Here is a 23,649-nt window from a genome sequence, read left to right as displayed (position 1 = left end):
ACATGCTCGAATCCCTGGAAAAAATGCTCGCCAAGGGCGTGGATAATTCGCTGCTGCGGTTTGGGCTGGGCAAGGGTTATCTAGACCTGAAGGACAACGCCAAGGCGGCGCAGCACCTACAGAAATGTGTCGAGTTCGACCCTAAGTATTCGGCGGCCTGGAAGTTGTTGGGCAAGGCGCAGTTGGGGCAGGATGATAACGCTGGCGCACGATACGCGTGGGAGAGAGGCATCGAGGCGGCCCAGGCCCATGGCGACAAACAGGCCGAAAAAGAGATGACGGTATTCCTGAAGAAACTCGACCGCCAGACCTGAGCAGAACCCAAATGTGGGAGGGGGCTTGCCCCCGATAGCAGTGTGTCAGCCAATACATAGTTGACTGAACCACGGCTATCGGGGGCAAGCCCCCTCCCACATTGTTTTTTGTGGTGATCTTGAGTCAGGTGTCAATCAGTACCACCGCGCCTCACCCGGCGGGCGTTTCTTGAAGCGTTTCATGCTCCACATGTACTGGCTCGGGTAGGCGCCGACATAACGCTCAACCACCTTGCTCATCGCCGCGCAGGACGTGGCGGTATCAGTGCTGTACATGTCTTCCGGGGCCGCTTCCAGGATCACCTTGTAACCCGAGCCGTCCGGCAAGCGCAGGGCATGCAGGAACACGCCCACCGCCTTGTGACCCGCAAGCATGTTCGGCACAAACTTGCTGGTCAGCGCCTGGGTCGCGAAGAACGGTACGAAGATGCCGGCGGATTCAGCCGGCTCGGGGTCGGCAGGGATACCTACCTGGCCGCCTTTACGCACTTCCTTGATCACACTGAGGATGCCTTCCTTGGTGGAGGCGGCCACGCGGTTGCCCAGTTGCACGCGTTGCTTGCGCAACAATTCGTCAACGGCCTTGAGCTTGGGTGGGCGATAGAAAATGATCGGTTTGCACTGGCTGCAATAAAAATGATTCAGCACTTCCCAGTTGCCCAGGTGGCTGGTGATACCCACCACCCCTTTACCCGAGGCCAGGGCCTCGTGGAGCACTTCCAGGCCTTCGACTTCGCGCACCAGGTCGATGGAACGCTGGGCCGGCCAGATCCAGGCGCAAGCGCTTTCGGTCAGGGACTTGCCGATGTCCATCAGGCTGCGGCCCACCAGGCGCTCGCGTTCGACCGGGTCCATGTCCGGGAAGCATTTGGACAGGTTGATCCGCACCGTGTCGCGGGAGCGGTTGGGGGTTTTCCACATGATCCAGCCGATGCCCGTGCCGACGGCCTGAACGGCGCGCCAGGGCAGCAGGGCAAACAACCGAAGAGCGCCTACCAGCAAGGCGCCTTTAAACTTTTCCACAGGTCACTCCTGATCGTGTGTGGTACGCAAAGCGCGCATTCTAACCGGCGTTGACCAGGTCCGCGTAACGGTCGCAGTCCTGGGTGTGGTCCATGACCATGCCCGAGGCCTGCATGAACGCGTAGCAGATGGTCGGCCCGACAAACGTAAAGCCGGCCTTTTTCAAGGCTTTGCTCATGGCTTCGGCTTCGGGCGTAATCGCCGGGACGTCGCTGCGATCCTTGAAGTGATTGACCTTGGGCTTGCCGCCGACAAACGACCAGAGCAACCCCACCGGGTCTTCCAGCGCCAGCCAGGCCGCGGCGTTGCGGCGTGTGGCGTTGAGCTTCAGGCGATTGCGCACGATGCCCGGGTCCTGCATCAGCGCTTCGATTTCAGCGTCGGTCAGCCTGGCCAGACGCTGCGCATCGAAGCCGAACAGCACCTTCCGGTAATGCTCGCGTTTGCGTAAAACGGTGATCCAGGACAAGCCCGCCTGGAACCCTTCGAGCAAAAGCAACTCGAACAGTCCCTGCGCATCGCGCAGCGGCGTTCCCCACTCTTGATCGTGATAAGCCATGTACAGCGGATCTTCAGAACACCAAAAGCAGCGTGGCATAAGGCTCCAGGGAGTGGTGGCGGGGCCGAATCGGGTATACTCCCGCTCTTTAAATCGCAGCCCAAGTAACAGGTGAATTTCGTGAGCCAGCCTACGCCAGCCGTGCGTACCTTCCAAGACTTGATCCTCGCCCTCCAGCAATACTGGGCCGAGCAAGGTTGTGTGGTACTTCAGCCCTACGATATGGAAGTAGGCGCCGGCACTTTCCACACCGCTACCTTCCTGCGGGCCATCGGCCCGGAAACCTGGAACGCCGCTTATGTGCAGCCCAGTCGTCGCCCGACTGACGGCCGCTACGGCGAAAACCCGAACCGTCTGCAGCACTACTACCAGTTCCAGGTGGTGTTGAAGCCCAATCCGGACAACTTCCAGGAACTGTACCTGGGCTCGCTGAAACATGTCGGCCTGGACCCACTGGTCCACGACATCCGTTTCGTCGAGGACAACTGGGAATCGCCGACCCTGGGCGCCTGGGGCCTGGGCTGGGAAGTCTGGCTCAATGGCATGGAAGTGACCCAGTTCACCTACTTCCAGCAAGCGGGCGGCATCGAGTGCTACCCGGTGACCGGCGAAATCACCTACGGTCTCGAGCGCCTGGCCATGTACCTGCAGGGCGTGGACTCGGTCTATGACCTGGTGTGGGCTGACGGCCCGTTCGGCAAAGTCACCTACGGCGACGTGTTCCACCAGAACGAAGTGGAGCAGTCCACCTACAACTTCGAACACGCCAACGTCGACAAGCTGTTCGAACTGTTCGATTTCTATGAAAGCGAAGCCAAGCGCCTGATCGAACTCGACCAGCCGCTGCCGTTGCCGAGCTATGAAATGGTGTTGAAGGCCTCCCATACCTTCAACCTGCTGGACGCGCGCCGTGCCATCTCGGTGACCGCGCGCCAGCAATACATCCTGCGTGTACGTACCCTGGCGCGTTCCGTCGCCCAAGCCTACCTGCTGGCGCGCGCCAAGCTGGGCTTCCCGATGGCACCCCCCGATTTGCGTGATGAAGTGTTGGCTAAGCTGGAGGCTGCACAATGAGTGCTCAAGATTTCCTGGTTGAACTGGGCACCGAAGAGCTGCCACCCAAGGCACTCAACACCCTGGCCGATGCATTCCTGGCCGGTATCGAAAAAGGCCTGCACGGCGCCGGGCTGAAGTTCGCCGCGAAGAAAGTCTACGCCGCGCCACGTCGCCTGGCGGTGTTGCTGACCGCGCTGGAAACCCAGCAGCCGGACCGCAACATCAACCTCGACGGTCCGCCGCGTCAGGCCGCATTCGACGCCGAAGGCAACCCGACTCAGGCGGCACTGGGCTTCGCCAAGAAGTGCGGCGTCGAGCTGAGCGAGATTGACCAGAGCGGGCCGAAACTGCGCTTCAGCCAGGTCATCACCGGCAAGCCGACGGCCAGCCTGTTGCCGACCATCGTGGAAGACTCCCTGAACGACCTGCCGATCCCCAAGCGCATGCGCTGGGGTGCGCGCAAGGAAGAATTCGTACGCCCAACCCAATGGCTGGTGATGCTGCTCGGTGACCAGGTCATCGATTGCACCATCCTCGCCCAGAGGGCAGGCCGTGATTCCCGTGGCCACCGCTTCCACCACCCGGAGAGCGTGCGCATCACCTCGCCGGCCAACTACCTCAATGACCTGCGCGCCGCCTACGTGCTGGCCGATGCCAATGAGCGTCGCGAGTTGATCAGCAAGCGCACCGAAGAGCTGGCCCGCCTGCAGGAAGGCACCGCCATCGTGCCGCCAAGCCTGCTCGACGAAGTGACCGCCCTGGTTGAATGGCCGGTGCCGCTGGTGTGCTCGTTCGAAGAGCGCTTCCTCGACGTACCGCAAGAAGCGCTGATCACCACCATGCAGGACAACCAGAAGTACTTCTGCCTGCTGGACGTGGACGGTAAGTTGTTGCCGCGTTTCATCACCGTGGCCAACATCGAAAGCACGGACCCGCAACAGATCATCGCCGGTAACGAGAAAGTCGTGCGCCCACGCCTGACCGACGCCGAGTTCTTCTTCAAGCAGGACAAGAAGCAGAAGCTCGAAGACTTCAACCTGCGTCTGCAAAACGTGGTGTTCCAGGAAAAACTCGGCAGCGTCTACGACAAAGCCGTACGCGTTTCCAAGCTGGCGGCCTACATCGCGCCGCGCATTGGTGGCGATGCCGCCTGGGCCGCCCGCGCAGGCCTGCTGTCCAAGTGCGACCTGGCCACCGAGATGGTCGGTGAATTCCCTGAGATGCAAGGCGTGGCCGGTTACTACTACGCCCTCAACGACGGCGAACCGGACGATGTGGCCCTGGCACTGAACGAGCAGTACATGCCACGTGGCGCCGGTGCCGAGCTGCCGAGCACCCTGACCGGTGCGGCCGTTGCCATCGCCGACAAGCTGGACACGCTGGTGGGTATCTTCGGTATCGGCATGTTGCCCACCGGCAGCAAAGACCCGTATGCGCTGCGCCGTGCGGCCCTGGGCGTGCTGCGTATTCTGATCGACAAGAAGCTGGACCTCGACCTGACCCAGGCCGTGGTGTTTGCCGTCGGCCAGTTCGGTGCCAAGGTCAAGCAAACGGGCCTGGCCGAGCAAGTGCTGGAGTTCGTGTTCGACCGCCTGCGTGCGCGTTACGAAGATGAAGGCGTGGACGTTTCTGTCTACCTGTCGGTGCGTGCCCTGCAGCCGGGTTCGGCGCTGGACTTCGATCAACGCGTACAGGCCGTACAGGCGTTCCGCAAGTTGCCGGAAGCCGATGCCCTGGCCGCCGTGAACAAACGCGTATCGAACCTGCTGAGCAAGGCCGACAACCTGGGCACTGCCGAAGTGGACCCAAGCCTGTTTGCCGATGCCAAGGAGTTCTCGCTGAACTCGGCCATCGTCAAGGCCGAGAACGCCGTGAAGCCGCTGATCGCCGAGCGTAACTACGCTGAAGCGCTGGCGCGCCTGGCGTCGTTGCGTGAGCCGGTGGATGCGTTCTTTGAAGCGGTGATGATCAATGCCGACGATGCCGGCGTGCGGAAAAACCGCTACGCCATGCTCGCGCGTCTGCGTGGCCTGTTCATCAATATCGCTGACATTTCCGTACTGGGCTGATCATGTTGAAACTGCTGATTCTCGATCGGGACGGGGTGATCAATTACGACTCCGACGCTTACATCAAGTCGGTGGCGGAATGGATTCCACTGCCCGGTTCGATCGAGGCCATCGCGCAGTTGAGCAAAGCCGGCTGGACAGTGGCCATTGCCACTAACCAGTCCGGCATCGCCCGCGGTTATTACGACATTGCCACCCTGGACGCCATGCACGCGCGCTTGCGCAGGCTGGTGGCCGAGCAGGGCGGTGAGGTGGGGCTGGTGGTTTACTGCCCCCACGGCCCGGATGAGGGCTGCGCTTGCCGCAAACCCAAACCTGGCATGCTGAAAACTATTGCAGAACATTACAAGGTGCCCTTGGCTGGGATATGGTTCGTCGGGGACAGTCTCGGTGACCTGGAGGCGGCCAAAGCCGTCGACTCTCAGCCAGTTTTGGTAAAAACCGGGAAAGGCGAAAAGACCCAGGCGAAAAACCTGCCGGTAGGCACTTTGATTTTTGACGATCTGGCGGCGGTTGCCGCAGAACTTATCAACAACTAGCCGCCCTCGACTTCCTGACCAGGGATTGTTCGGGAGTGCGCTTTTAACAGGCGGGCCGTGTCCCGCAACGGTAAATGCCGCCATGTCGATCTTGCAGGCCATCAGAACCTTTTTCTTTTACCTGCTACTGGGCACCAGTTCGTTTCTCTGGTGCACCCTGAGCTTTTTTATTGCACCTTTCCTGCCGTTCAAGGCGCGCTATCGCTTTATCAATGTGTATTGGTGCCGCTGTGCGCTGTGGCTGTCCAAGGTCTTCCTTGGCATTCGCTTCGAGATCAAGGGCGCGGAAAACGTCCCGGAGCAGCCCTGCGTGATTCTGTCGAACCACCAGAGCACCTGGGAAACGTTCTTCCTCTCGGCGTACTTCTCGCCCCTGAGCCAGGTGCTCAAGCGTGAACTGCTGTACGTGCCGTTCTTTGGTTGGGCCATGGCGATGCTGCGTCCGATTGCGATCGACCGTGACAATCCCAAGGCCGCGCTCAAGCATGTTGCCAAGAAAGGCGACGAGCTGCTCAAGGATGGTGTTTGGGTGCTGATCTTTCCCGAAGGTACGCGTGTGCCTTATGGCACCGTAGGCAAGTTCTCGCGAGGCGGCACTGCATTGGCGGTCAACGCCAACCTGCCGGTGTTGCCGATTGCACATAACGCTGGGAAGTTCTGGCCAAAGACCGGTTGGGCCAAACGCGCAGGCACCATTACCGTGGTGATCGGCGAGCCCATGTATGCAGAGGGCGAAGGCCCACGCGCTATTGCCGCCTTGAACGACCGCGCCGCAGCATGGAATGAAGCGCAGCAACGGGCGATGGGTTCATTGCCGCCGGAGCCGGTGGTGATTGATACACCCGTGATCTGATGATCTGTGGATAACCTGTGTATGATTTTCTCTCGAATGGCGCTTTTATCGTCACAACAAGCTGATTTCATTGCATATTTCCCAAGCTCATAAAATCACGTAAAAAGTGCATAAGTTTTTCTGTCGCAGCGTTGCCCGTTACAGGCACCTTTCTCAGAATGGCGCTACACCTATAAAAAAATGCCCCGCATCACTGATGTGGGGCATTTTTTTTTGGCGTGCGGCGTCGGCGCGTACTGACTGCCGTCTACCTCGCCAGCGCCACCCGGCTGGCGTCAACCATAGCGCTCGTCAGCAGCAGATAGCTGTCTTCATCAAGTTGCCCATTGCTCATTTTTTCCGCAAGGCCAGTTGATGCAGCGGAGAACTGATCCTGGTAGCGAAGTCCTAACGCTGCTACGTATCCGCGAGCTTCGTCTACGTTTTTTATCGTTGTTTTCGATGCCGCTTGAGGATCGCTGTTGATTGAAGGGCCAAGCGTTGGGAAGTTAAATTGCGTGTTTATTTCTTTCATGGAAAAACTCCAGGTTGGCAGACTTCATAAGTGGAGAAATCTGCACTTCAGTTCCCGAAGGGTTCTTCCAACAACGGCAGTTTCAAGGTGAAGGTAGTACCTTTTCCTACAACACTCTCGCACCCAATGTAGCCCTTGTGACGCTCTATGACGGCTTTGACCATCGTCAGTCCCAATCCCAAACCCTCGCTGCCCTGCGCAGAATCAAAACGCCGATACTGGCTGAACAGTTCCGGCAGGTCCGCCGCAGCAATTCCCGGCCCCTGGTCACTGATACGACATTCCAACCAACCCTCTACCGTGCTGTGCCTCAATCTGACGGTAGTCCCCGAGGATGAATACTTGATGGCATTCTCCAGGACGTTGAACAGCGCGCGAGTGAGCAGCGACTGGTCTGCCGACACCATGCCTTCGTCCGCTTCATCCAGATCGTGAACCAAACGAATGCCTTTGAGTTGCGCGATAACTGCCACTTGATCGAAAGCATCCATCACCAGCATGGCAAACAGGGTGGGCTGGAAGTGGTAACCGTCAGCCTCCGCTTTCGCCAGTTGCACAAAGGACTCGGTAAGGCTCAGCGCTCGGCGCACCTGTTGTTCGATCTGGCCAAACACGGGCGATTCACTTTCATGCAGATCCAATAGGGCGAGGATTGCCGAATGTGGCGCACGCAGGTCATGGGACAGGAAGCGCAGCATGGTTTCGCGATGCTGTTGGGCTTCGCGTTCCTTGCTTAGATCCGTGAGGCTCAGCAGCCAACCCAGGGCGATGTCACCTTCGGCCGGCAGCAGGGGTGCAAGCTCCATGCGCAAGCTGCGTTGGTGGATATCACGGAACTCGACCAACGCCAATTCGGACAGGGCAGGGCGCACGCCGTTATGCAGCGGCGGATAACCCAGGTCGGCGAGCTGTTCGAGGAGGTTTTCTTGAACCAGGTCGTTGCCGAATACCTCACGAGCAACGCGATTGGCCAACAGGACGCTGCCCCGGGGATCGGTGATCAGGGTCGCGACCGGCAGGCATTCCAGGCCATCCGCCATGAAACGCCGAGTATCGCGCGTACGACTGACCGCCTGCTCGAGGGCGAAGATCCGCCCTTGCAGCACATCGCCCTTGCTGGCCGGCGCACGGCGCCGCTCTGGCAAGACTTTGGGTTCGTTATCCAGGCGTGCAAGCTCCCAGCCGAAGTAGGCGAGGATCACACTCAGGCGTCGCCAGTTCCAGATCAGGTAGCTGAGCAGCAAACCAATCAGACAAGCCGCAGGCGACCACCAGTGGCCTAGGCTCAGCAGCGCCCACGCACCCAGTATCGACGCGACCATGCCGCTCAGGGTCATCCACAGCGCATATCGTGGGCGATACAACAGCAGGCCCAGCAGCAGTGCCACCAGGGACGTCGCCATCAGCGCCGCAAGCCAACCTGGCAGATCGACAATACTGCGCCCTTGCAGTAAGCCATTGAGCACATTGGCCTGAATCTCCACACCCGCTGTCGAGCCGATAGAGGAGAGCGGCGTAACGAAACTCTCGCCCATCCCATAGGCCGTGGCACCGACCAGAATCAGTCGACCGCGCAGCCACTCTGGAGACACCTCGCCACGTAGCACGCTGGCGTAAGAAACACTTGGGAAAGGGTCGTGTGTAGAGGTGAAAGGGACGCGGATCTGATGTTCCTGATGCCACTGCTGACTACCCGGCTCTTGAGGCATGCCCGGCATCCCTGATGTTTGCCCGTTCAACGTGAACGCCAGCCAGGCCAACTGCGGGAGTGCGCTGCCCGGGGGGCCTTCACGTAGATACAGGCTGCGCACGACACCATCATGATCCGATTCGACATTGATATGCCCGATGCCCCTGGCGCACTTGAGCAAGGGCGACAAGGACTCTCCCGTCTGCCTGGACCGTGCGCTGCTGTCCGTCACGATGGGCAGCAATACATTGCCTGCCTTGCATACAGCGTCGGCCAATCGTCGGTCACCCGTGCCTTCGCCGGGTTCACTGAAGATGACATCGAATAGAATACCTGCCGGCTTGGCGGCACTGAGGCGTTCTATCAGCTCCGCATGCACACTGCGCGGCCAGGGCCATGGGCCAAGTTCTTCCAGACTTGGCGCGTCAATGGTTACCAACACAATGCGCGGGTCTACCGGCAGCGGTGCCAACTGGCGCAGGCTGTCATAGAGCGGGTTATTAAGGGCCAGGCCCGGACTCAAGGATAAGTAAGCCGTGAAGGGCAATAAGACCAAGCCGATCAACAGCCACTCTCGTACCAACCCGTGAAACAGCAACTGCGCCCGGGTGGGCTGGCGTTTTTCAGCCTTGCCCCACAGTTTCACAGGGTCACCGCCGCAGACCCGACAAGGCATCGATAACCGTCAGATGAAAGTGTCATAAGCCCCGGTCTCCCTCCAGGTGGTCACGCTGAAACGCATCAGAGGTACTGATACCAGTGAAGCTTATTCCGGTCTTCTTGGAGTATCAGGCAATCACCATACCGTACATCGATCCTTTTCCTCATAGCCAGGAGCCGGTATCTTTCCCCTTGCGTACCGAAGACTTTCGATGGGCTACCGCGCTTCAATACCAGCGTAACGAGAGATTCGAGATTCGGTTTATCCGACCATAATTATTCAGATTCAGAGGCGAGTATCCGCACACGTTGCCTCTGATTAAGCTGCCGTATTTTTTGCAGGAAGGACCCACTCATGCGTGTCGCGATACTGGACGACGAGCCCGCCGAATTGAGACGGGTAGAACAGACACTGCGACAGATTCCCAGCACATTGGAACAGCCCTGGTCCCTGCATTGCTTTGAACGCGGTGAAGACCTGCTGCGCCAACTGCGCCGTGAAACCTTTGACCTGTTGATACTTGACTGGCAACTGCCTGATATCAGCGGAATTGCGTTGTTGCGCTGGACTCGCGAGCACATGGAGTCACCGCCCGCCGTCATCATGCTTACCAGCCGCGATGCTGAGAGCGATATCGTCACAGCGCTCAACAGCGGGGCGGATGACTACGTCGGCAAACCCTTTCGGCCTAACGAACTCAAGGCTCGCGTGACCGCCGTCCTGCGTCGGCATGGGCTGCATAAGTCCGCCAGTAATGAACTGCAAAGCTTCAATGATCTGACATTCGATGATGCCGAGCTGACCGTCACGCGAGCCGGAAAACCAATCAACCTCACCGAACGGGAATACCGCTTGGCCAGTTGCCTGTTTGCCAACCTGGCGCGGCCGCTTTCTCGCGAGTATTTGTATGAGCGATTCTGGACCCACGAAGAAATGGTTTCGTCTCGGCCGTTGGATACGCATATCTACCGTCTGCGCAATAAACTCGGATTGACGGCCGACCGCGGCTGGCAACTGCTGACTATTTATGGGTACGGGTATCGATTGGAGAGTGTGGCAACAGCGGCTGAACACTGAAAAGTGCGATGTTCCACGTGGAGCATTTTTCCGCGCTGACCAAACGCCCACAAAAAAGGCCAACGCTTAGCGTTGGCCTTTTTTGTTTTTGCCGGCTACCGGATCAGAAATCCAGGTTGGAAACCGCCAGGGCATTGCTCTCGATGAAGTCACGACGAGGCTCGACCGCATCACCCATCAGGGTGTTGAAGATCTGGTCTGCGCCAATGGCGTCTTCGATGGTCACGCGCAGCATACGACGCTGAGCCGGGTCCATGGTGGTTTCCCACAACTGATCCGGGTTCATTTCGCCCAGACCTTTGTATCGCTGGATGGTGTGACGCTTGGTGCTTTCAGCCATCAACCAGTCCAAGGCTTCCTTGAACTCCTTGACCTGCTTCTTGCGTTCGCCACGCTGAATGTATGCGCCGTCGTCCAACAGGGTGCTCAACTGCGCGCCGAGGGTGACGACCGTCTTATAGTCATTGCTACCGAAGAAGTCGCGGTTGAAGGTTACGTAGTTCGACAAACCGTGGGAGATCAATTCGATCTCTGGCAGCCATACGTTACGTTCACGGTCTTCGCGCAGGCTGGCTTTATACACCAGGCCAGACTTCTCTACCGTGCGCAGACGCACTTCGTACTGGGCCAGCCAATCCTGCATGTGCGCATGATCGCCCAGCTGTTCCAGGGTGATGGCCGGCAGGTAGATGAAGTGCTCGGTCAGCTCCTGAGGGTACAGGCGCGACAAGCGCTTGAGCGTCTTCATCACCATGCGGAAGTCATTAACCAGGCGCTCCAGCGACTCCCCGGAGATACCTGGGGCTTCGTCGTTCAAGTGCAGGCTGGCATCTTCCAGGGCCGACTGCGTCATGTACTCTTCCATGGCGTCGTCGTCTTTGATGTATTGCTCTTGCTTGCCCTTTTTCACTTTGTACAACGGCGGCTGGGCAATGTAGATGTAGCCGCGCTCGATCAGTTCAGGCAACTGACGGAAGAAGAAGGTCAGCAGCAGGGTACGGATGTGCGAACCGTCGACGTCAGCATCGGTCATGATGATGATGTTGTGGTAGCGCAGCTTGTCGATGTTGTACTCGTCACGGCCAATGCCGCAGCCCAGTGCCGTAATCAAGGTGCCGACTTCCTGGGAGGAAATCATCTTGTCGAAGCGCGCTTTCTCGACGTTGAGGATCTTGCCCTTCAACGGCAGGATGGCCTGGGTGCGACGGTTACGACCCTGCTTGGCGGAACCGCCAGCAGAGTCACCTTCCACCAGGTACAGTTCGGAGAGGGCAGGGTCCTTCTCCTGGCAGTCAGCCAACTTGCCCGGCAGACCGGCGATGTCCAGCGCGCCTTTGCGACGGGTCATTTCACGCGCTTTACGTGCCGCTTCACGGGCACGTGCGGCGTCGATCATCTTGCCGACAACCAGCTTGGCTTCGTTCGGGTTCTCCAGCAGGAAGTCGGAGAAGTACTTGCCCATCTCCTGTTCCACAGCGGTCTTCACTTCGGAAGACACCAGCTTGTCTTTGGTCTGGGAACTGAACTTCGGATCCGGCACTTTTACCGAGATGATCGCAGTCAGGCCTTCACGGGCATCATCACCGGTGGTGGCGACTTTGTGCTTCTTCGCCAAGCCTTCCGCTTCGATGTAGGTATTGAGGTTACGCGTGAGCGCGGAACGGAAACCCACCAGGTGAGTACCGCCATCGCGCTGCGGAATGTTGTTGGTGAAGCACAACAGGTTCTCGTTGAAGCTGTCGTTCCACTGCAGGGCGATTTCAACGCCGATGCCGTCTTCACGCTGGATGTTGAAGTGGAACACCTGATTGACCGCAGTCTTGTTGGTGTTCAAGTATTCAACGAACGCACGCAAGCCGCCTTCGTACTTGAACAACTCTTCCTTGGCGCTGCGCTCATCCTTGAGGATGATGCCGACACCGGAGTTGAGGAACGACAGCTCGCGAATCCGCTTGGCCAGGATGTCCCAGCTGAAGTGGATGTTCTTGAAGGTTTCAGCCGAAGGCTTGAAGTGGATCTGGGTGCCTGTGGTTTCACTGTCACCTACGATTTTCATCGGTTCCTGTGGCACACCGTGAACGTAAGTCTGTTCCCAGATCTTGCCGCTGCGGCGTACGGTGAGTACCAGCTCTTCGGACAGCGCGTTCACTACCGAAACACCTACACCGTGCAAGCCACCGGATACTTTGTAAGAGTTGTCGTCGAACTTACCGCCGGCGTGGAGCACGGTCATGATGACCTCAGCCGCCGAGACGCCTTCTTCTTTATGCACATCTACCGGAATACCGCGGCCGTTGTCGCGCACGGTAATGGATTCGTCCGGGTGGATGATGATGCTGATGTCGTCGCAGTGACCGGCCAGAGCTTCGTCGATGGAGTTATCGACCACCTCGAACACCATGTGGTGCAGACCGCTACCATCATCGGTGTCGCCAATGTACATACCGGGACGTTTGCGTACGGCATCCAAACCTTTCAGCACTTTAATGCTGGTCGAGTCGTACGTGTTTTCTTCGCTCATGCCTTCACTCCCGATGGTCGTGGGTCTGGGTGATACGGCCTTGTTCCACGTGGAACAAAGCGACTGGCGTTTCCGTCTGCCAGCCTTCCCTCAATAATTCGTGGTCTACACAGGTGATAAACACTTGGCAGCGTAAGTCTTCCAATAAGCGGCATAACGCGCGGCGGTGCTGCTCGTCGAGTTCGGACGGCAAGTCATCCACCAGATAAATACACTGACCGCGTCGGGCCTGGCTGACCAGGTGCCCCTGCGCGATACGCAATGCACACACCACCAACTTCTGCTGGCCGCGGGACAGAATATCCGCAGCATTGTGAGCGCCTAATCTAAGGCGCAAATCAGCGCGTTGGGGTCCGGCCTGGGTGTGGCCAATCTGCTGGTCACGCTGCAGGGAGGTCGCAAGCACTGCACTCAGCTCGCGCTCCTTGTCCCAACCACGGTAATAACTCAGCGTCAGCCCCTCGAGGTCCAACAGCTCGCTCAAGGTCTGCTCAAAGACTGGTTTCAAGGCTTTGATATAGGCACGGCGGTATTCATCTATTTCGTCGCTGGCCAGGCAGAGTTCCCGGTCCCAGGCCGCTTGTGAAGCGGCGTCAAGTGTACCATGCCGCAGCCACGAGTTCCGCTGCCGCAGGGCCTTCTGCAGGCGCTGCCACGTGGCCATGAACCTTGGTTCCACGTGGAACACGCCCCAATCGAGGAATTGCCTGCGGATTTTTGGTGCACCTTCCAACAAGCGGAAGCTGTCGGGGTTGATCAACTGCAACGGCAGGATTTCCGCCAACTGCGCAGCACTGCGCGCATTTTGCCCATCGATGCGAATCTGAAACTCCCCGCTGCGATCACGGGATATCCCAAGGGCGCTGTGTCCACCTTCGGCCAATTCAACTTGGCCAAATACCGTGCACGCCAGTTGCTCGTACTGAATCACCGGTAACAGGCGGGCACTGCGGAAGGAACGGGCGAGCCCCAGCAAGTGGATAGCTTCCAGCACGCTGGTTTTGCCACTGCCATTGGCGCCATGAAGAATGTTGATGCGAGGGGAAGGGGAGAAGGTCACCGGGTGCAGATTGCGCACCGCGGTGACAGAGACGCGACTGAGGGACATCTATCTTCTGCTGAGCATGATTACAGACGCATCGGCATAACAACATAAGCCGAGTCGTCGTTATCGGATTCTTGTACCAGCGCGCTGCTGTTGGAGTCCGACAGAATCAGGCGAACCTGTTCGGTGGTCATCACCCCCAGCACGTCCAGCAGATAGCTCACGTTAAAGCCGATCTCCAGGTTGCCGCCGTTGTAGTCGACGCCCACTTCTTCTTCCGCCTCTTCCTGTTCCGGGTTGTTCGCCTGGATCTTCAGCTGACCATTAGCCAGTTGCAGACGAATGCCCCGATACTTCTCGTTGGAGAGAATGGCGGTACGGCTGAACGCTTCACGCAGGGCCTGGCGATCGCCGAGTACCAGCTTGTCACCGCCTTTAGGCAGCACCCGCTCGTAGTCGGGGAACTTGCCGTCGACCAACTTGGAGGTAAAGGTGAATTCGCCGGTCGTCGCGCGGATGTGGTGCTGACCCAGAACGATGCTGACGTTGCCATCCGGCTCAGTCAGCAAACGCGCCAACTCGAGGATACCTTTACGCGGCACGATGACCTGGTGACGATCCGGCTGGCCGATATCGGCGCGCATCGAACACATCGCCAAGCGGTGACCGTCAGTGGCGACCGCACGAATGATCCCTTCGGACACTTCCAGCAGCATGCCATTAAGGTAATAGCGCACGTCCTGCTGGGCCATGGCGAAACTGGTGCGCTCGATCAACCGACGCAGCTTGCTCTGCTCCAGGCTGCAGGTCAGCGAACCTGGACCTTCTTCCACAGTCGGGAAATCGTTGGCCGGTAACGTGGAGAGGGTGAAACGGCTGCGCCCGGCTTTGACAACCAGTTTCGATTCATCAACCTTGATGTCGATCAGCGCGTCGTTCGGCAGGCTCTTGCAGATATCCATCAGCTTGCGTGCCGGCACGGTGATCTCGCCAGGTTCGGCGGGCTCTTCGAGCTGCACGCGGCCAACCAGTTCGACTTCCAGGTCGGTACCGGTCAGGGACAACTGTTGGCCTTCGACCACCAGTAATACGTTGGAAAGCACCGGCAAGGTCTGTCGGCGCTCGACGACGCCTGCGACCAGTTGCAGGGGTTTCAACAGGGCTTCGCGTTGAATGGTGAAATGCATGGTCTAGTCCCTTGCCTTAATAAGCTGCGCTGGTGTCATCAGGTAGTCAGTGTACGCAGCAGGTTCTTGTAGTCCTCGCGAATATCCGCGTCGGATTCCTTAAGTTCGTTGATCTTGCGACACGCGTGCAAAACCGTGGTGTGGTCGCGACCACCAAACACATCACCGATTTCCGGCAGGCTGTGGTTGGTCAACTCTTTGGAGAGGGCCATGGCCACCTGGCGCGGGCGTGCTACCGAGCGCGAACGGCGCTTGGACAGCAGGTCGGAAATCTTGATCTTGTAGTACTCGGCAACGGTGCGCTGGATGTTATCCACACTCACCAGTTTGTCCTGCAGCGCCAGCAAGTCTTTCAAGGATTCGCGAATCAGCTCGATGGTGATGTCGCGCCCCATGAAGTGAGAGTGCGCAATGACCCGCTTGAGCGCACCTTCAAGTTCACGCACGTTGGAACGGATACGCTGGGCGATAAAGAACGCAGCGTCGTGGGGCAGATCGACTTTGGCCTGGTCGGCCTTTTTCATCAGGATTGCAACACGGGTTTCCAGCTCGGGTGGCTCTACAGCGACGGTCAGCCCCCAGCCGAAGCGCGACTTCAAGCGCTCTTCAAGGCCTTCGATTTCTTTTGGATAACGGTCACTGGTGAGGATGACCTGCTGTCCACCTTCGAGCAGGGCGTTGAACGTGTGGAAGAACTCTTCCTGGGAACGTTCCTTGCGCGCGAAGAATTGAATGTCGTCGATCAGCAATGCATCAACGGAGCGATAAAAACGCTTGAACTCGTTGATGGCGTTGAGTTGCAGAGCCTTGACCATGTCAGCCACGAAGCGCTCCGAGTGCAGGTAGACCACCTTGGCATTCGGGTTCTTCTTTAACAGGTGGTTACCCACAGCGTGCATCAAGTGGGTTTTACCCAAGCCGACACCGCCATAAAGGAAGAGCGGGTTGTAACCGTGCTTCGGGTTGTCGGCCACTTGCCAGGCGGCCGCACGGGCCAACTGGTTGGACTTGCCCTCGACAAAATTCTCGAAGGTAAAGGTGCGGTTCAGGTAGCTGGTGTGCTTGAGCGCGCCCTCGACCTGCACTGTGCGCTGTTCGGCACGAACGGGAGCTTGTTGAGAGCTGGCTCCAGCCATGGGATCGAAGCTGTCACGGGACGGCTCTTCGTTCTCTGGTGCATGTTTAGGCGTAGATGATTTGGCGGGCGCCGGTGCAGGCGCTGCAGCTACCGGTGCCGCCTGGGACTGCGATGCAGCAGCAGCCAATGGCGCATTCGGGGCAGCACGAGGTGCGGAGCTGCGTTTGCTGCCTATTAATAAGGAAAGCACGGGCGCGATGCCGTTGCCATGTTCGTCGAGCAATTCGAGAACGCGGCTCAGGTACTTCTCGTTGACCCAGTCGAGAACAAAACGATTGGGCGCGTAGACACGCAACTCGTCGCCTTCGGCTTCGACCTGTAGCGGACGGATCCAGGTGTTGAATTGCTGGGCAGGCAGCTCATCGCGCAAAAGCTCCACGCACTGCTGCCAAAGTTCCACTGACACGGATATCCCCTAAGTTGAAAGCCGGTGAGGCAAAAACAGCCGCCATTGTAGCGGCCAGCCGTCCACTTATCCACATGAAGGTTGCTCACAGGGCACCCAAAATCAACGCCTTAACGGGAATAAAGGCGACCGGCGGTCTGTGAATAAGCTCTGTGGATAACCGTACCTGAGCCCGTTGCACAAGTAGGGGCAAAAGTCTGTGGGTAACTGGCCTGTGGATAACAACCCATTCCACCCACAGCTTATCCGACAGTGCAGCACAGGCAGAGCACCGTTTCTCCCCTGTGTTGTCATTCTCTGTACACCACGTTGAATATGGCCTCAAGTTAGTTATCCACAGAAGAACGCCTCTCTAGCTTTTATAAGCTTTACAGAAAAGCTTTAAATAACTTCCTTTTTTATTTTTATATCTAGTCACTCCTCGTGGAAGTCAGGCGGATGGAAAGGGGGAGGTGGCCTCCAGATATCTAATTGAAGGAAAAGCTGGTTGGAAATTGACCTAGAGGCTTGCTTTCTCTAGAATCGCCGGTCTCTTAAAACGGGGGCCATTCCGGCCCGTTGTGGACGAACCAGGTAACAACGCCATGAAACGTACTTTCCAACCAAGCACCATCAAACGCGCCCGTACTCACGGCTTCCGTGCTCGCATGGCTACCAAGAACGGCCGTGCTGTCCTGTCGCGTCGCCGCGCCAAAGGTCGTGCGCGTCTGGCAGTTTGATAATCCGGTACTGGTGGTGAGTCAGGACTTCAGTCGGGAAAAGCGTCTGCTAACCCCCCGGCACTTCAAGGCAGTCTTTGACTCCCCCACCGGCAAGGTTCCGGGGAAAAATCTCCTGCTCCTTGCGCGTAACAACGATCTTGATCACCCCCGTCTCGGGTTGGTGATCGGCAAGAAGAGCGTAAAGCTCTCCGTTGAGCGCAATCGCCTCAAGCGTCTGATGCGCGAATCGTTTCGCCTCCACCAGGACACTCTGGTTGGTTGGGATATTGTTATCGTCGCGCGCAAAGGCTTGGGGGATGTAGAAAACCCCGAATTGATTCAGCATTTCGGCAAGCTCTGGAAACGTCTGGCGCGTACCCACAAACCAGCACCAGCAGTCAGCACCGAAACTGTAGGGGTAGACAGCCTTGATGCGTAAACTGGCAATCGTTCCGATCCAGTTTTATCGCTATGCCATTAGTCCTCTGATGGCCAGCCACTGTCGTTTCTACCCCAGTTGTTCCTGCTACGCGTTAGAGGCCATAGAAAATCATGGTCTTCTGCGCGGTGGCTGGCTGACCTTTCGTCGTTTAGGTCGCTGTCATCCGTGGAATCCCGGTGGTTATGACCCGGTTCCACCTATCCCTACCTCCCGTTCTTCTTCGATGGCCGAGTAATCATGGATATTAAACGCACAATCCTGATCGTCGCCCTGGCAATCGTGTCCTATGTCATGGTCCTTAAATGGAACCAGGATTATGGTCAGGCTGCCCTGCCGACTCAGAATGTTGCTACCAATCAGGCTGCGCCGGCTATCCCGGACACCCCGCTGGGTAACAATGCGTCCGCGAGTGCCGATGTTCCCAGCGCGAATGGCGAGACAAGTGCCCCGTTAGAAACGCCAGTGGTCACCAACAAAGACCTCATCCACGTTAAAACGGATGTGCTCGACCTGGCGATCGACCCGCAGGGCGGTGATATCGCACAGCTGAAGCTGCCGCTTTATCCACGTCGCCAAGACCACCCGGATGTTCCGTTCCAGCTGTTCGATAACGGCGGTGAACGCACCTATCTGGCGCAAAGCGGCCTGACCGGCACCAATGGTCCGGATGCGCGAGCTACCGGTCGTCCGATTTATTCGACCGAGCAGAAGAGCTATCAACTGGCTGATGGCCAGAACCAGTTGAACGTCGACCTGAAATTCAGCCTCGACGGCGTCAATTACATCAAGCGTTTCAGCTTCACGCGTGGTTTGTACGATTTGAAGGTCACGTACCTGATCGACAACACCAGTGACAAAGCCTGGAGCGGCAACCTGTTTGCCCAGCTCAAGCGTGACGCCAGCTCCGACCCTTCTTCCAGCACCGCCACCGGCACCGCGACTTACCTGGGCGCCGCCCTGTGGACAAGTAACGAGCCCTACAAAAAAGTGTCGATGAAAGATATCGACAAGGGCGCGCTGAAAGAAACCGTTCAAGGTGGCTGGGTAGCGTGGCTGCAGCACTACTTCGTGACCGCGTGGATCCCGAACAAGGGTGAAGCGAACCTGGTTCAAACCCGCAAGGACAGCCAGGGCAACTACATCATTGGTTTTACTGGCCCGGCATTGACCGTCGCACCAGGCGCCAAGGCAGAAACCAGCGCTACCCTGTATGCCGGCCCGAAGAGCCAGGCGGTACTGAAAGAGTTGTCCCCAGGCCTGGAACTGACTGTGGATTACGGCTTCCTGTGGTTCATTGCCCAGCCGATTTTCTGGCTGCTGCAACATATCCACAGCATCGTCGGTAACTGGGGCTGGTCGATCATCTTCCTGACCATGCTGATCAAGGGGATCTTCTTCCCGCTGTCGGCCGCCAGCTACAAGTCGATGGCGCGCATGCGTGCCGTGGCGCCGAAACTGGCTGCTCTGAAAGAACAACATGGTGACGACCGGCAGAAAATGTCGCAGGCCATGATGGAGCTGTACAAGAAAGAGAAGATCAACCCGCTGGGTGGATGCTTGCCGATTCTGGTACAGATGCCGGTATTCCTGTCGCTTTACTGGGTACTCCTGGAAAGCGTGGAAATGCGCCAGGCGCCGTTCATGCTGTGGATAACCGACCTGTCGATCAAGGACCCGTTCTTTATCCTGCCGATCATCATGGGCGCAACCATGTTTATCCAGCAGCGTCTGAACCCGACGCCGCCGGACCCGATGCAGGCCAAGGTAATGAAAATGATGCCAATCATCTTCACCTTCTTCTTCCTGTGGTTCCCAGCGGGCCTGGTACTGTACTGGGTAGTCAACAACGTGTTGTCGATCTCCCAACAGTGGTACATCACACGTAAAATCGAAGCGGCTACCAAAAAAGCCGAGGCGTAATTTACTCTGTGGATAACCACTCAAGACGCCCCCTCGTGGGGCGTTTTGCTTTCCGACACTTTAATTCTGGAACCTGCTGATGAGCGCTCCCCGTGAAACCATCGCAGCTGTCGCGACCGCTCAAGGTCGCGGCGGCGTCGGTATCGTTCGAATTTCCGGGCCGCTCGCCGGCGCGGCCGCCAAGGCGATCAGTGGACGGGAGTTGAAGCCGCGGTTCGCCCATTACGGCCCGTTTCTGGATGCGGACGAAAGTGTGCTGGACGAAGGCTTGGCTCTTTACTTTCCGGGACCAAACTCTTTCACGGGTGAAGATGTACTGGAACTGCAGGGCCATGGTGGTCCGGTTGTCCTGGACATGTTGCTGCAGCGTTGCCTGCAATTGGGCTGCCGCCTGGCCCGTCCGGGTGAGTTCAGCGAGCGCGCATTCCTCAACGACAAACTCGACCTGGCCCAGGCCGAAGCCATTGCCGACCTGATCGAGGCCAGTTCTGCACAAGCTGCACGTAACGCATTGCGTTCGTTGCAGGGGGCGTTTTCCCTGCGTGTGCATAACTTGACCGAGCAGTTGATCAGCCTGCGTATCTATGTCGAGGCGGCCATTGATTTTCCCGAAGAGGAAATTGATTTCCTGGCTGATGGCCATGTCCTCGCGATGCTGGACAAGGTCCGCGATGAGTTATCCACAGTGTTGCGCGAAGCCGGGCAGGGTGCATTGCTGCGTGACGGCATGACCGTGGTGATCGCGGGGCGACCCAATGCCGGCAAGTCCAGCCTGCTTAATGCATTGGCGGGGCGCGAAGCGGCCATCGTTACCGAAATTGCCGGTACCACCCGCGACATCCTGCGCGAACATATCCACATCGATGGCATGCCGTTGCACGTGGTCGATACGGCAGGGTTGCGCGACACCGACGACCAAGTGGAGAAAATTGGCGTAGAACGCGCGCTCAAAGCCATCGGCGAAGCCGATCGTGTCTTGTTGGTGGTGGACGCCACCGCCCCCGAGGCGGTGGATCCTTTTGCGTTGTGGCCGGAATTCCTCGAGCAACGGCCAGACCCGGCCAAAGTGACCCTGATCCGTAACAAGGCCGACCTGACCGGTGAAGCCATTGCGATGGAAACCAGCGAGGATGGCCATGTGACTATCAGCCTGAGTGCCAGATCGGCAGGTGAGGGCCTGGAGTTGCTACGTGACCATCTCAAGGCCTGCATGGGCTACGAGCAGACCTCGGAAAGCAGCTTCAGTGCACGCCGCAGGCATCTGGAGGCGCTTCGCCATGCCAGCGCGGCGTTGGAGCACGGGCGGGCACAGCTGACCCTGGCGGGCGCCGGGGAGCTGCTGGCTGAGGATTTGCGTCAGGCGCAGCAGCTGTTAGGTGAGATTACCGGCGCATTCAGCTCGGATGACCTGCTCGGCCGAATCTTTTCCAGCTTTTGTATCGGCAAATAGCCAGGTTTTACCAGTTGTAGGACACCGTGCCCAACAGGGTGCGGCTGTCACCCCAATAGCAGCGCCCCGCATCGTTGCAACCAGACACATACTCCTTGTCGAACAGGTTCTTGGCGTTCAGATCCACTGACCAGTGCGGGTCGATCTGATACCCCACCACGGCATCCACCAACGTGACACTGCCTGCATCCAACTTCCCGTACAGCGTAGGCGCCGTATAGGAAAAGGTGCTGTCGAAATAGCGCACGCCTCCCCCCACAGACAGGCCCTTGAGTTGACCCTCCAGGAAGCGGTATTTGCTCCATACCGAAGCCTGATTGCGAGGAACACCGGTCATCTGGCGTCCTTCAACCAGGGAAGTGGCGGAATCCTTGGTAATCCGCGCGTCAGTGTAGGTATAGGCCGCCGTCACATTCAGGTTGGGCGTAAGGTTGCTGTTGACTTCAACTTCCACGCCCTTGGCGCGGCTCTCACCCACCTGCCTATAGCTGTTGGTGGTGGCATCCAGGTAAGTGTCGTCCTGTTTGCGCAAGTCATACACCGACAGCGTCATCGCCGTGTCCCAGCCGCTCGGCTCGTACTTCACACCCGCTTCATATTGGCTGCTGGTGATGGGTTTCAACGGGGAGCCAGCGTTGGAAATCTGCTGAACCGGAACGAATGCCGTGGAATAGCTGACATACGGCGTGAGGCCGTTATCGAACTGGTACATCACGCCACCTTGATAGGTGAACTTGCGGTCTTGACTGCCGGTGTTGCTGGCCTTGTTGACCTTGTCGCGAAAATCGCTGTCGACCCAGTCCTGCCGGCCCCCGAGCAGGAACAGCCAGTGGTCATACTTGCTCTGGATCTGGGCGTATGCGCCTTTCATCTGCTGTTCGAGCAAGGTGTTCTGCACCGCGATCGGCGTGAGCGGATCGCGCAGGTACACCGGGTTATACACATTGATGGTACCGGCGAAACCGGCGTCCCAATCCTGGTTGAACGACGTGCGGTCATAACTGGCGCCGAACAACACGGTGTTTTCCAGTGCGCCGATATCGAATTTGCCCTCGAGCTGGTTATCCAGGGAATAAACCATGGATTTGTTGTAGCGGTCGTAGGCGGTCATGTTCAGCTGAGTACCGAAGCCCCGATTATTCAGTGCGCTCGGCCAGGTTTCATGGCGGTTGATGCGTGACTGCATGTACCGGGAATTCTGGCGGAACTGCCAGTCGTCGTTGAAGCTGTGGCTGAACTCGTAACCGGTGCTCCAGGCTTCGCGCTCAAAGGTATTCCAATCCGGGTCGCCGAGCATGGTGTGCTTGGACAGTTTACCGTTGGGATTAGTAAGCAAAGTGCCTGCAGCTGGCAGGCCGAGTTCCAGGTTGGTGTGATCCTTCTGGTAGTTGGCCAAGAGGGTCAGGGTGTTGTAGTCGTCGAAATTCAGGGTCAGGGAAGGGGCGATGTAAACACGATCATCCGGGACATGGTCGGTCTGGGTGTCGGATTTGCGGCCCAGCATCACTAAGCGGCCGAGAATATTCTCGCTGTCATTGAGCGGGCCGGAGATATCCACACCCAGCTGGCGCCGGTTGTTCGAGCCATAGCCCAATTGCACCTCGCCTCGCGGGTTGGCGGTCGGATGTTTGCTCACCAGGTTGACCAACCCGCCCGGGGCATTTTCACCGTAGAGCAGTGAAGAAGGACCGCGAAACACTTCGACCCGCTCCAGGCCATACGGCTCGCTGGTGGTGTCGTAACGATTGCCTTGCACACGTAGACCGTCTCTCAGCAGGCCGTAACCGTAGTCCGTGGCGTTGAAGCCTCGAATAAAGAATAGATCGCCCGCCAGCCCGTCGCCCGCGGCAAAAGGCGGCGCGAAGATGCCGGGGACGTACCCCAGCACTTCGGTCAGTGTCTGCGATTTCTGATCCTTTATACGTTGCCCGGTCACCACCGATACCGAACGGGGTGTCTGCGACAGAGGCGTACTGGTTTTGGTGCCGACCCGGCTATTCTGCGCCTTGTAGCCCGCATCCCCTGCTATGTCCTGATTGAAGCCATCCGGTTGATAAGCACTGACGGTGGTGGGTGCAAGCGTGAGCTGGCCCGTAGGGACTGCTTGCAATCCATAGCTGCCGGGGGCCTGGACGACGGCTTGCAACCCGGAATTCTGCAGCAGCAGGGCAAAACCTTGATCCACCGAATAATCACCATTGAGTCCGGAGGTGGTCAGCCGTGAAGTCTGTTGTGGCGAGAAGGACAGGATCACATTGGCCCTGGCGGCAAACTGGCTCAAGGCACTGTCCAGAGGACCGGCTGCGATAACGTAGTGCTGGGTGGTGCTGGCGGCCATGACCCCTGTGGATAACAAGGTACCGCCCATGCTGGCAAGCATCAGGCCGTAGGTGATGGCATGGCAGGAGAGTCGCTGACGTAGCTGGATGGAAAGGCGCATAGATGGGTAAGCCCTGAGGGTAGCGTCGTGATTACCTGAAGGGC

Annotated in this window: 20 protein-coding genes; 11 read left to right on the top strand and 9 right to left on the bottom strand. The window is 58.1% G+C overall.

What is annotated here, in order from left to right; all coding sequences use genetic code 11:
* The first annotated feature begins 2 nt into the window (after positions 1-2).
* Positions 3-314 (top strand): hypothetical protein, encoded by a 312-nt coding sequence (locus CIB54_RS04725; RefSeq protein ID WP_065953348.1) that lies wholly within the window; start codon positions 3-5, stop codon positions 312-314.
* Positions 315-449: 135 nt separating this feature from the next.
* Here CIB54_RS04725 and CIB54_RS04720 read toward each other — a convergent pair whose 3' ends face one another.
* Positions 450-1,337 (bottom strand): lysophospholipid acyltransferase, encoded by an 888-nt coding sequence (locus tag CIB54_RS04720; protein ID WP_065953347.1) that lies wholly within the window; start codon positions 1,335-1,337, stop codon positions 450-452.
* A 40-nt stretch (positions 1,338-1,377) separates the two neighbouring features.
* Positions 1,378-1,935, bottom strand: coding sequence for a DNA-3-methyladenine glycosylase I (locus CIB54_RS04715; RefSeq protein WP_065953346.1), 558 nt, complete (start codon positions 1,933-1,935; stop codon positions 1,378-1,380).
* A gap of 81 nt (positions 1,936-2,016) precedes the next feature.
* Here CIB54_RS04715 and glyQ point away from each other — a divergent pair, with 81 nt between their 5' ends.
* From glyQ to CIB54_RS04695, 4 genes are all read left to right on the top strand, one after another.
* A complete protein-coding gene (gene glyQ / locus CIB54_RS04710) occupies positions 2,017-2,970 on the top strand; it encodes a glycine--tRNA ligase subunit alpha (protein ID WP_065953345.1) in 954 nt (317 codons plus the stop codon).
* Positions 2,967-5,021: a glycine--tRNA ligase subunit beta gene (gene glyS / locus CIB54_RS04705; protein WP_101218809.1), complete on the top strand. Its 2,055-nt coding sequence runs from the start codon at positions 2,967-2,969 to the stop codon at positions 5,019-5,021. The genes glyQ and glyS overlap by 4 nt, the downstream gene beginning before the upstream one ends.
* Positions 5,021-5,560, top strand: coding sequence for a D-glycero-beta-D-manno-heptose 1,7-bisphosphate 7-phosphatase (gene gmhB, locus CIB54_RS04700; protein ID WP_170827553.1), 540 nt, complete (start codon positions 5,021-5,023; stop codon positions 5,558-5,560). The genes glyS and gmhB overlap by 1 nt, the downstream gene beginning before the upstream one ends.
* An 82-nt stretch (positions 5,561-5,642) precedes the next feature.
* The gene (locus tag CIB54_RS04695) at positions 5,643-6,413 is read left to right on the top strand and encodes a lysophospholipid acyltransferase family protein (RefSeq protein WP_065953343.1); all 771 of its coding nucleotides are present in this window, start codon (positions 5,643-5,645) and stop codon (positions 6,411-6,413) included.
* Positions 6,414-6,660: 247 nt separating this feature from the next.
* Here the strand turns inward: CIB54_RS04695 and CIB54_RS04690 are convergent, their stop codons facing one another.
* Together CIB54_RS04690 and CIB54_RS04685 are read right to left on the bottom strand one after the other, a co-directional pair.
* On the bottom strand, positions 6,661-6,927 hold the full coding sequence (locus CIB54_RS04690) for a hypothetical protein (protein WP_065953342.1): 267 nt from the start codon (positions 6,925-6,927) through the stop codon (positions 6,661-6,663).
* 47 nt (positions 6,928-6,974) lie between these two features.
* Positions 6,975-9,263 (bottom strand): CHASE2 domain-containing protein, encoded by a 2,289-nt coding sequence (locus tag CIB54_RS04685; protein ID WP_101218807.1) that lies wholly within the window; start codon positions 9,261-9,263, stop codon positions 6,975-6,977.
* Between the two features lie 369 nt (positions 9,264-9,632).
* Between CIB54_RS04685 and CIB54_RS04680 the strand changes: the two genes are divergently transcribed.
* Positions 9,633-10,355 carry a response regulator transcription factor gene (locus tag CIB54_RS04680; RefSeq protein ID WP_065953340.1) on the top strand — a complete coding sequence of 241 codons (723 nt, stop codon included), beginning with the start codon at positions 9,633-9,635 and terminating at the stop codon, positions 10,353-10,355.
* Positions 10,356-10,458: 103 nt separating this feature from the next.
* Here the strand turns inward: CIB54_RS04680 and gyrB are convergent, their stop codons facing one another.
* The 4 genes from gyrB to dnaA are packed head-to-tail and all read right to left on the bottom strand — an operon-like array spanning position 10,459 to position 16,652.
* Positions 10,459-12,876 carry a DNA topoisomerase (ATP-hydrolyzing) subunit B gene (gyrB, locus tag CIB54_RS04675; RefSeq protein WP_065886704.1) on the bottom strand — a complete coding sequence of 806 codons (2,418 nt, stop codon included), beginning with the start codon at positions 12,874-12,876 and terminating at the stop codon, positions 10,459-10,461.
* Positions 12,877-12,880: 4 nt separating this feature from the next.
* Positions 12,881-13,984: a DNA replication/repair protein RecF gene (recF, locus tag CIB54_RS04670; RefSeq protein WP_057725758.1), complete on the bottom strand. Its 1,104-nt coding sequence runs from the start codon at positions 13,982-13,984 to the stop codon at positions 12,881-12,883.
* A gap of 20 nt (positions 13,985-14,004) precedes the next feature.
* On the bottom strand, positions 14,005-15,108 hold the full coding sequence (gene dnaN / locus CIB54_RS04665; protein WP_065886702.1) for a DNA polymerase III subunit beta: 1,104 nt from the start codon (positions 15,106-15,108) through the stop codon (positions 14,005-14,007).
* 38 nt (positions 15,109-15,146) lie between these two features.
* On the bottom strand, positions 15,147-16,652 hold the full coding sequence (dnaA, locus tag CIB54_RS04660) for a chromosomal replication initiator protein DnaA (RefSeq protein ID WP_065953339.1): 1,506 nt from the start codon (positions 16,650-16,652) through the stop codon (positions 15,147-15,149).
* Positions 16,653-17,236: 584 nt separating this feature from the next.
* On the opposite strand from dnaA, the gene rpmH reads away from it, so the two are divergent.
* From rpmH to mnmE, 5 genes are all read left to right on the top strand, one after another.
* A complete protein-coding gene (rpmH, locus tag CIB54_RS04655) occupies positions 17,237-17,371 on the top strand; it encodes a 50S ribosomal protein L34 (protein ID WP_003213577.1) in 135 nt (44 codons plus the stop codon).
* Positions 17,372-17,384: 13 nt separating this feature from the next.
* On the top strand, positions 17,385-17,792 hold the full coding sequence (rnpA, locus tag CIB54_RS04650; protein ID WP_020302575.1) for a ribonuclease P protein component: 408 nt from the start codon (positions 17,385-17,387) through the stop codon (positions 17,790-17,792).
* Positions 17,785-18,030 (top strand): membrane protein insertion efficiency factor YidD, encoded by a 246-nt coding sequence (yidD, locus tag CIB54_RS04645; RefSeq protein WP_019816912.1) that lies wholly within the window; start codon positions 17,785-17,787, stop codon positions 18,028-18,030. Before rnpA ends, yidD begins: the two co-directional genes overlap by 8 nt.
* A 2-nt stretch (positions 18,031-18,032) precedes the next feature.
* Positions 18,033-19,715 (top strand): membrane protein insertase YidC, encoded by a 1,683-nt coding sequence (gene yidC, locus CIB54_RS04640; protein ID WP_065894368.1) that lies wholly within the window; start codon positions 18,033-18,035, stop codon positions 19,713-19,715.
* A 79-nt stretch (positions 19,716-19,794) separates the two neighbouring features.
* Positions 19,795-21,165 (top strand): tRNA uridine-5-carboxymethylaminomethyl(34) synthesis GTPase MnmE, encoded by a 1,371-nt coding sequence (gene mnmE, locus CIB54_RS04635; RefSeq protein ID WP_101218805.1) that lies wholly within the window; start codon positions 19,795-19,797, stop codon positions 21,163-21,165.
* Positions 21,166-21,172: 7 nt separating this feature from the next.
* On the opposite strand, the gene CIB54_RS04630 is transcribed toward mnmE, so the two are convergent.
* A complete protein-coding gene (locus CIB54_RS04630; RefSeq protein WP_420094152.1) occupies positions 21,173-23,545 on the bottom strand; it encodes a TonB-dependent siderophore receptor in 2,373 nt (790 codons plus the stop codon).
* Between the last annotated feature and the right edge of the window lie 104 nt (positions 23,546-23,649).

It is taken from the genome of Pseudomonas fluorescens (assembly GCF_002837185.1).
Lineage (GTDB): Bacteria > Pseudomonadota > Gammaproteobacteria > Pseudomonadales > Pseudomonadaceae > Aquipseudomonas > Aquipseudomonas fluorescens_AM.
Note: the sequence above shows the minus strand (reverse complement) of the source record. Positions and strands in the feature narration are given on the sequence as shown.

What these genes read in the sequence shown, in the direction of transcription:
- dnaN (WP_065886702.1), bottom strand. Translation starts at nt 15,108, where the DNA reads ATGCATTTCACCATTCAACGCGAAGCCCTGTTGAAACCCCTGCAACTG.
- yidC (WP_065894368.1), top strand. Translation starts at nt 18,033, where the DNA reads ATGGATATTAAACGCACAATCCTGATCGTCGCCCTGGCAATCGTGTCC.
- CIB54_RS04715 (WP_065953346.1), bottom strand. Translation starts at nt 1,935, where the DNA reads ATGCCACGCTGCTTTTGGTGTTCTGAAGATCCGCTGTACATGGCTTAT.
- CIB54_RS04630 (WP_420094152.1), bottom strand. Translation starts at nt 23,545, where the DNA reads ATGCTTGCCAGCATGGGCGGTACCTTGTTATCCACAGGGGTCATGGCC.
- yidD (WP_019816912.1), top strand. Translation starts at nt 17,785, where the DNA reads ATGCGTAAACTGGCAATCGTTCCGATCCAGTTTTATCGCTATGCCATT.
- gyrB (WP_065886704.1), bottom strand. Translation starts at nt 12,876, where the DNA reads ATGAGCGAAGAAAACACGTACGACTCGACCAGCATTAAAGTGCTGAAA.
- recF (WP_057725758.1), bottom strand. Translation starts at nt 13,984, where the DNA reads ATGTCCCTCAGTCGCGTCTCTGTCACCGCGGTGCGCAATCTGCACCCG.
- CIB54_RS04695 (WP_065953343.1), top strand. Translation starts at nt 5,643, where the DNA reads ATGTCGATCTTGCAGGCCATCAGAACCTTTTTCTTTTACCTGCTACTG.
- glyS (WP_101218809.1), top strand. Translation starts at nt 2,967, where the DNA reads ATGAGTGCTCAAGATTTCCTGGTTGAACTGGGCACCGAAGAGCTGCCA.
- CIB54_RS04690 (WP_065953342.1), bottom strand. Translation starts at nt 6,927, where the DNA reads ATGAAAGAAATAAACACGCAATTTAACTTCCCAACGCTTGGCCCTTCA.
- mnmE (WP_101218805.1), top strand. Translation starts at nt 19,795, where the DNA reads ATGAGCGCTCCCCGTGAAACCATCGCAGCTGTCGCGACCGCTCAAGGT.
- CIB54_RS04725 (WP_065953348.1), top strand. Translation starts at nt 3, where the DNA reads ATGCTCGAATCCCTGGAAAAAATGCTCGCCAAGGGCGTGGATAATTCG.
- CIB54_RS04680 (WP_065953340.1), top strand. Translation starts at nt 9,633, where the DNA reads ATGCGTGTCGCGATACTGGACGACGAGCCCGCCGAATTGAGACGGGTA.
- rpmH (WP_003213577.1), top strand. Translation starts at nt 17,237, where the DNA reads ATGAAACGTACTTTCCAACCAAGCACCATCAAACGCGCCCGTACTCAC.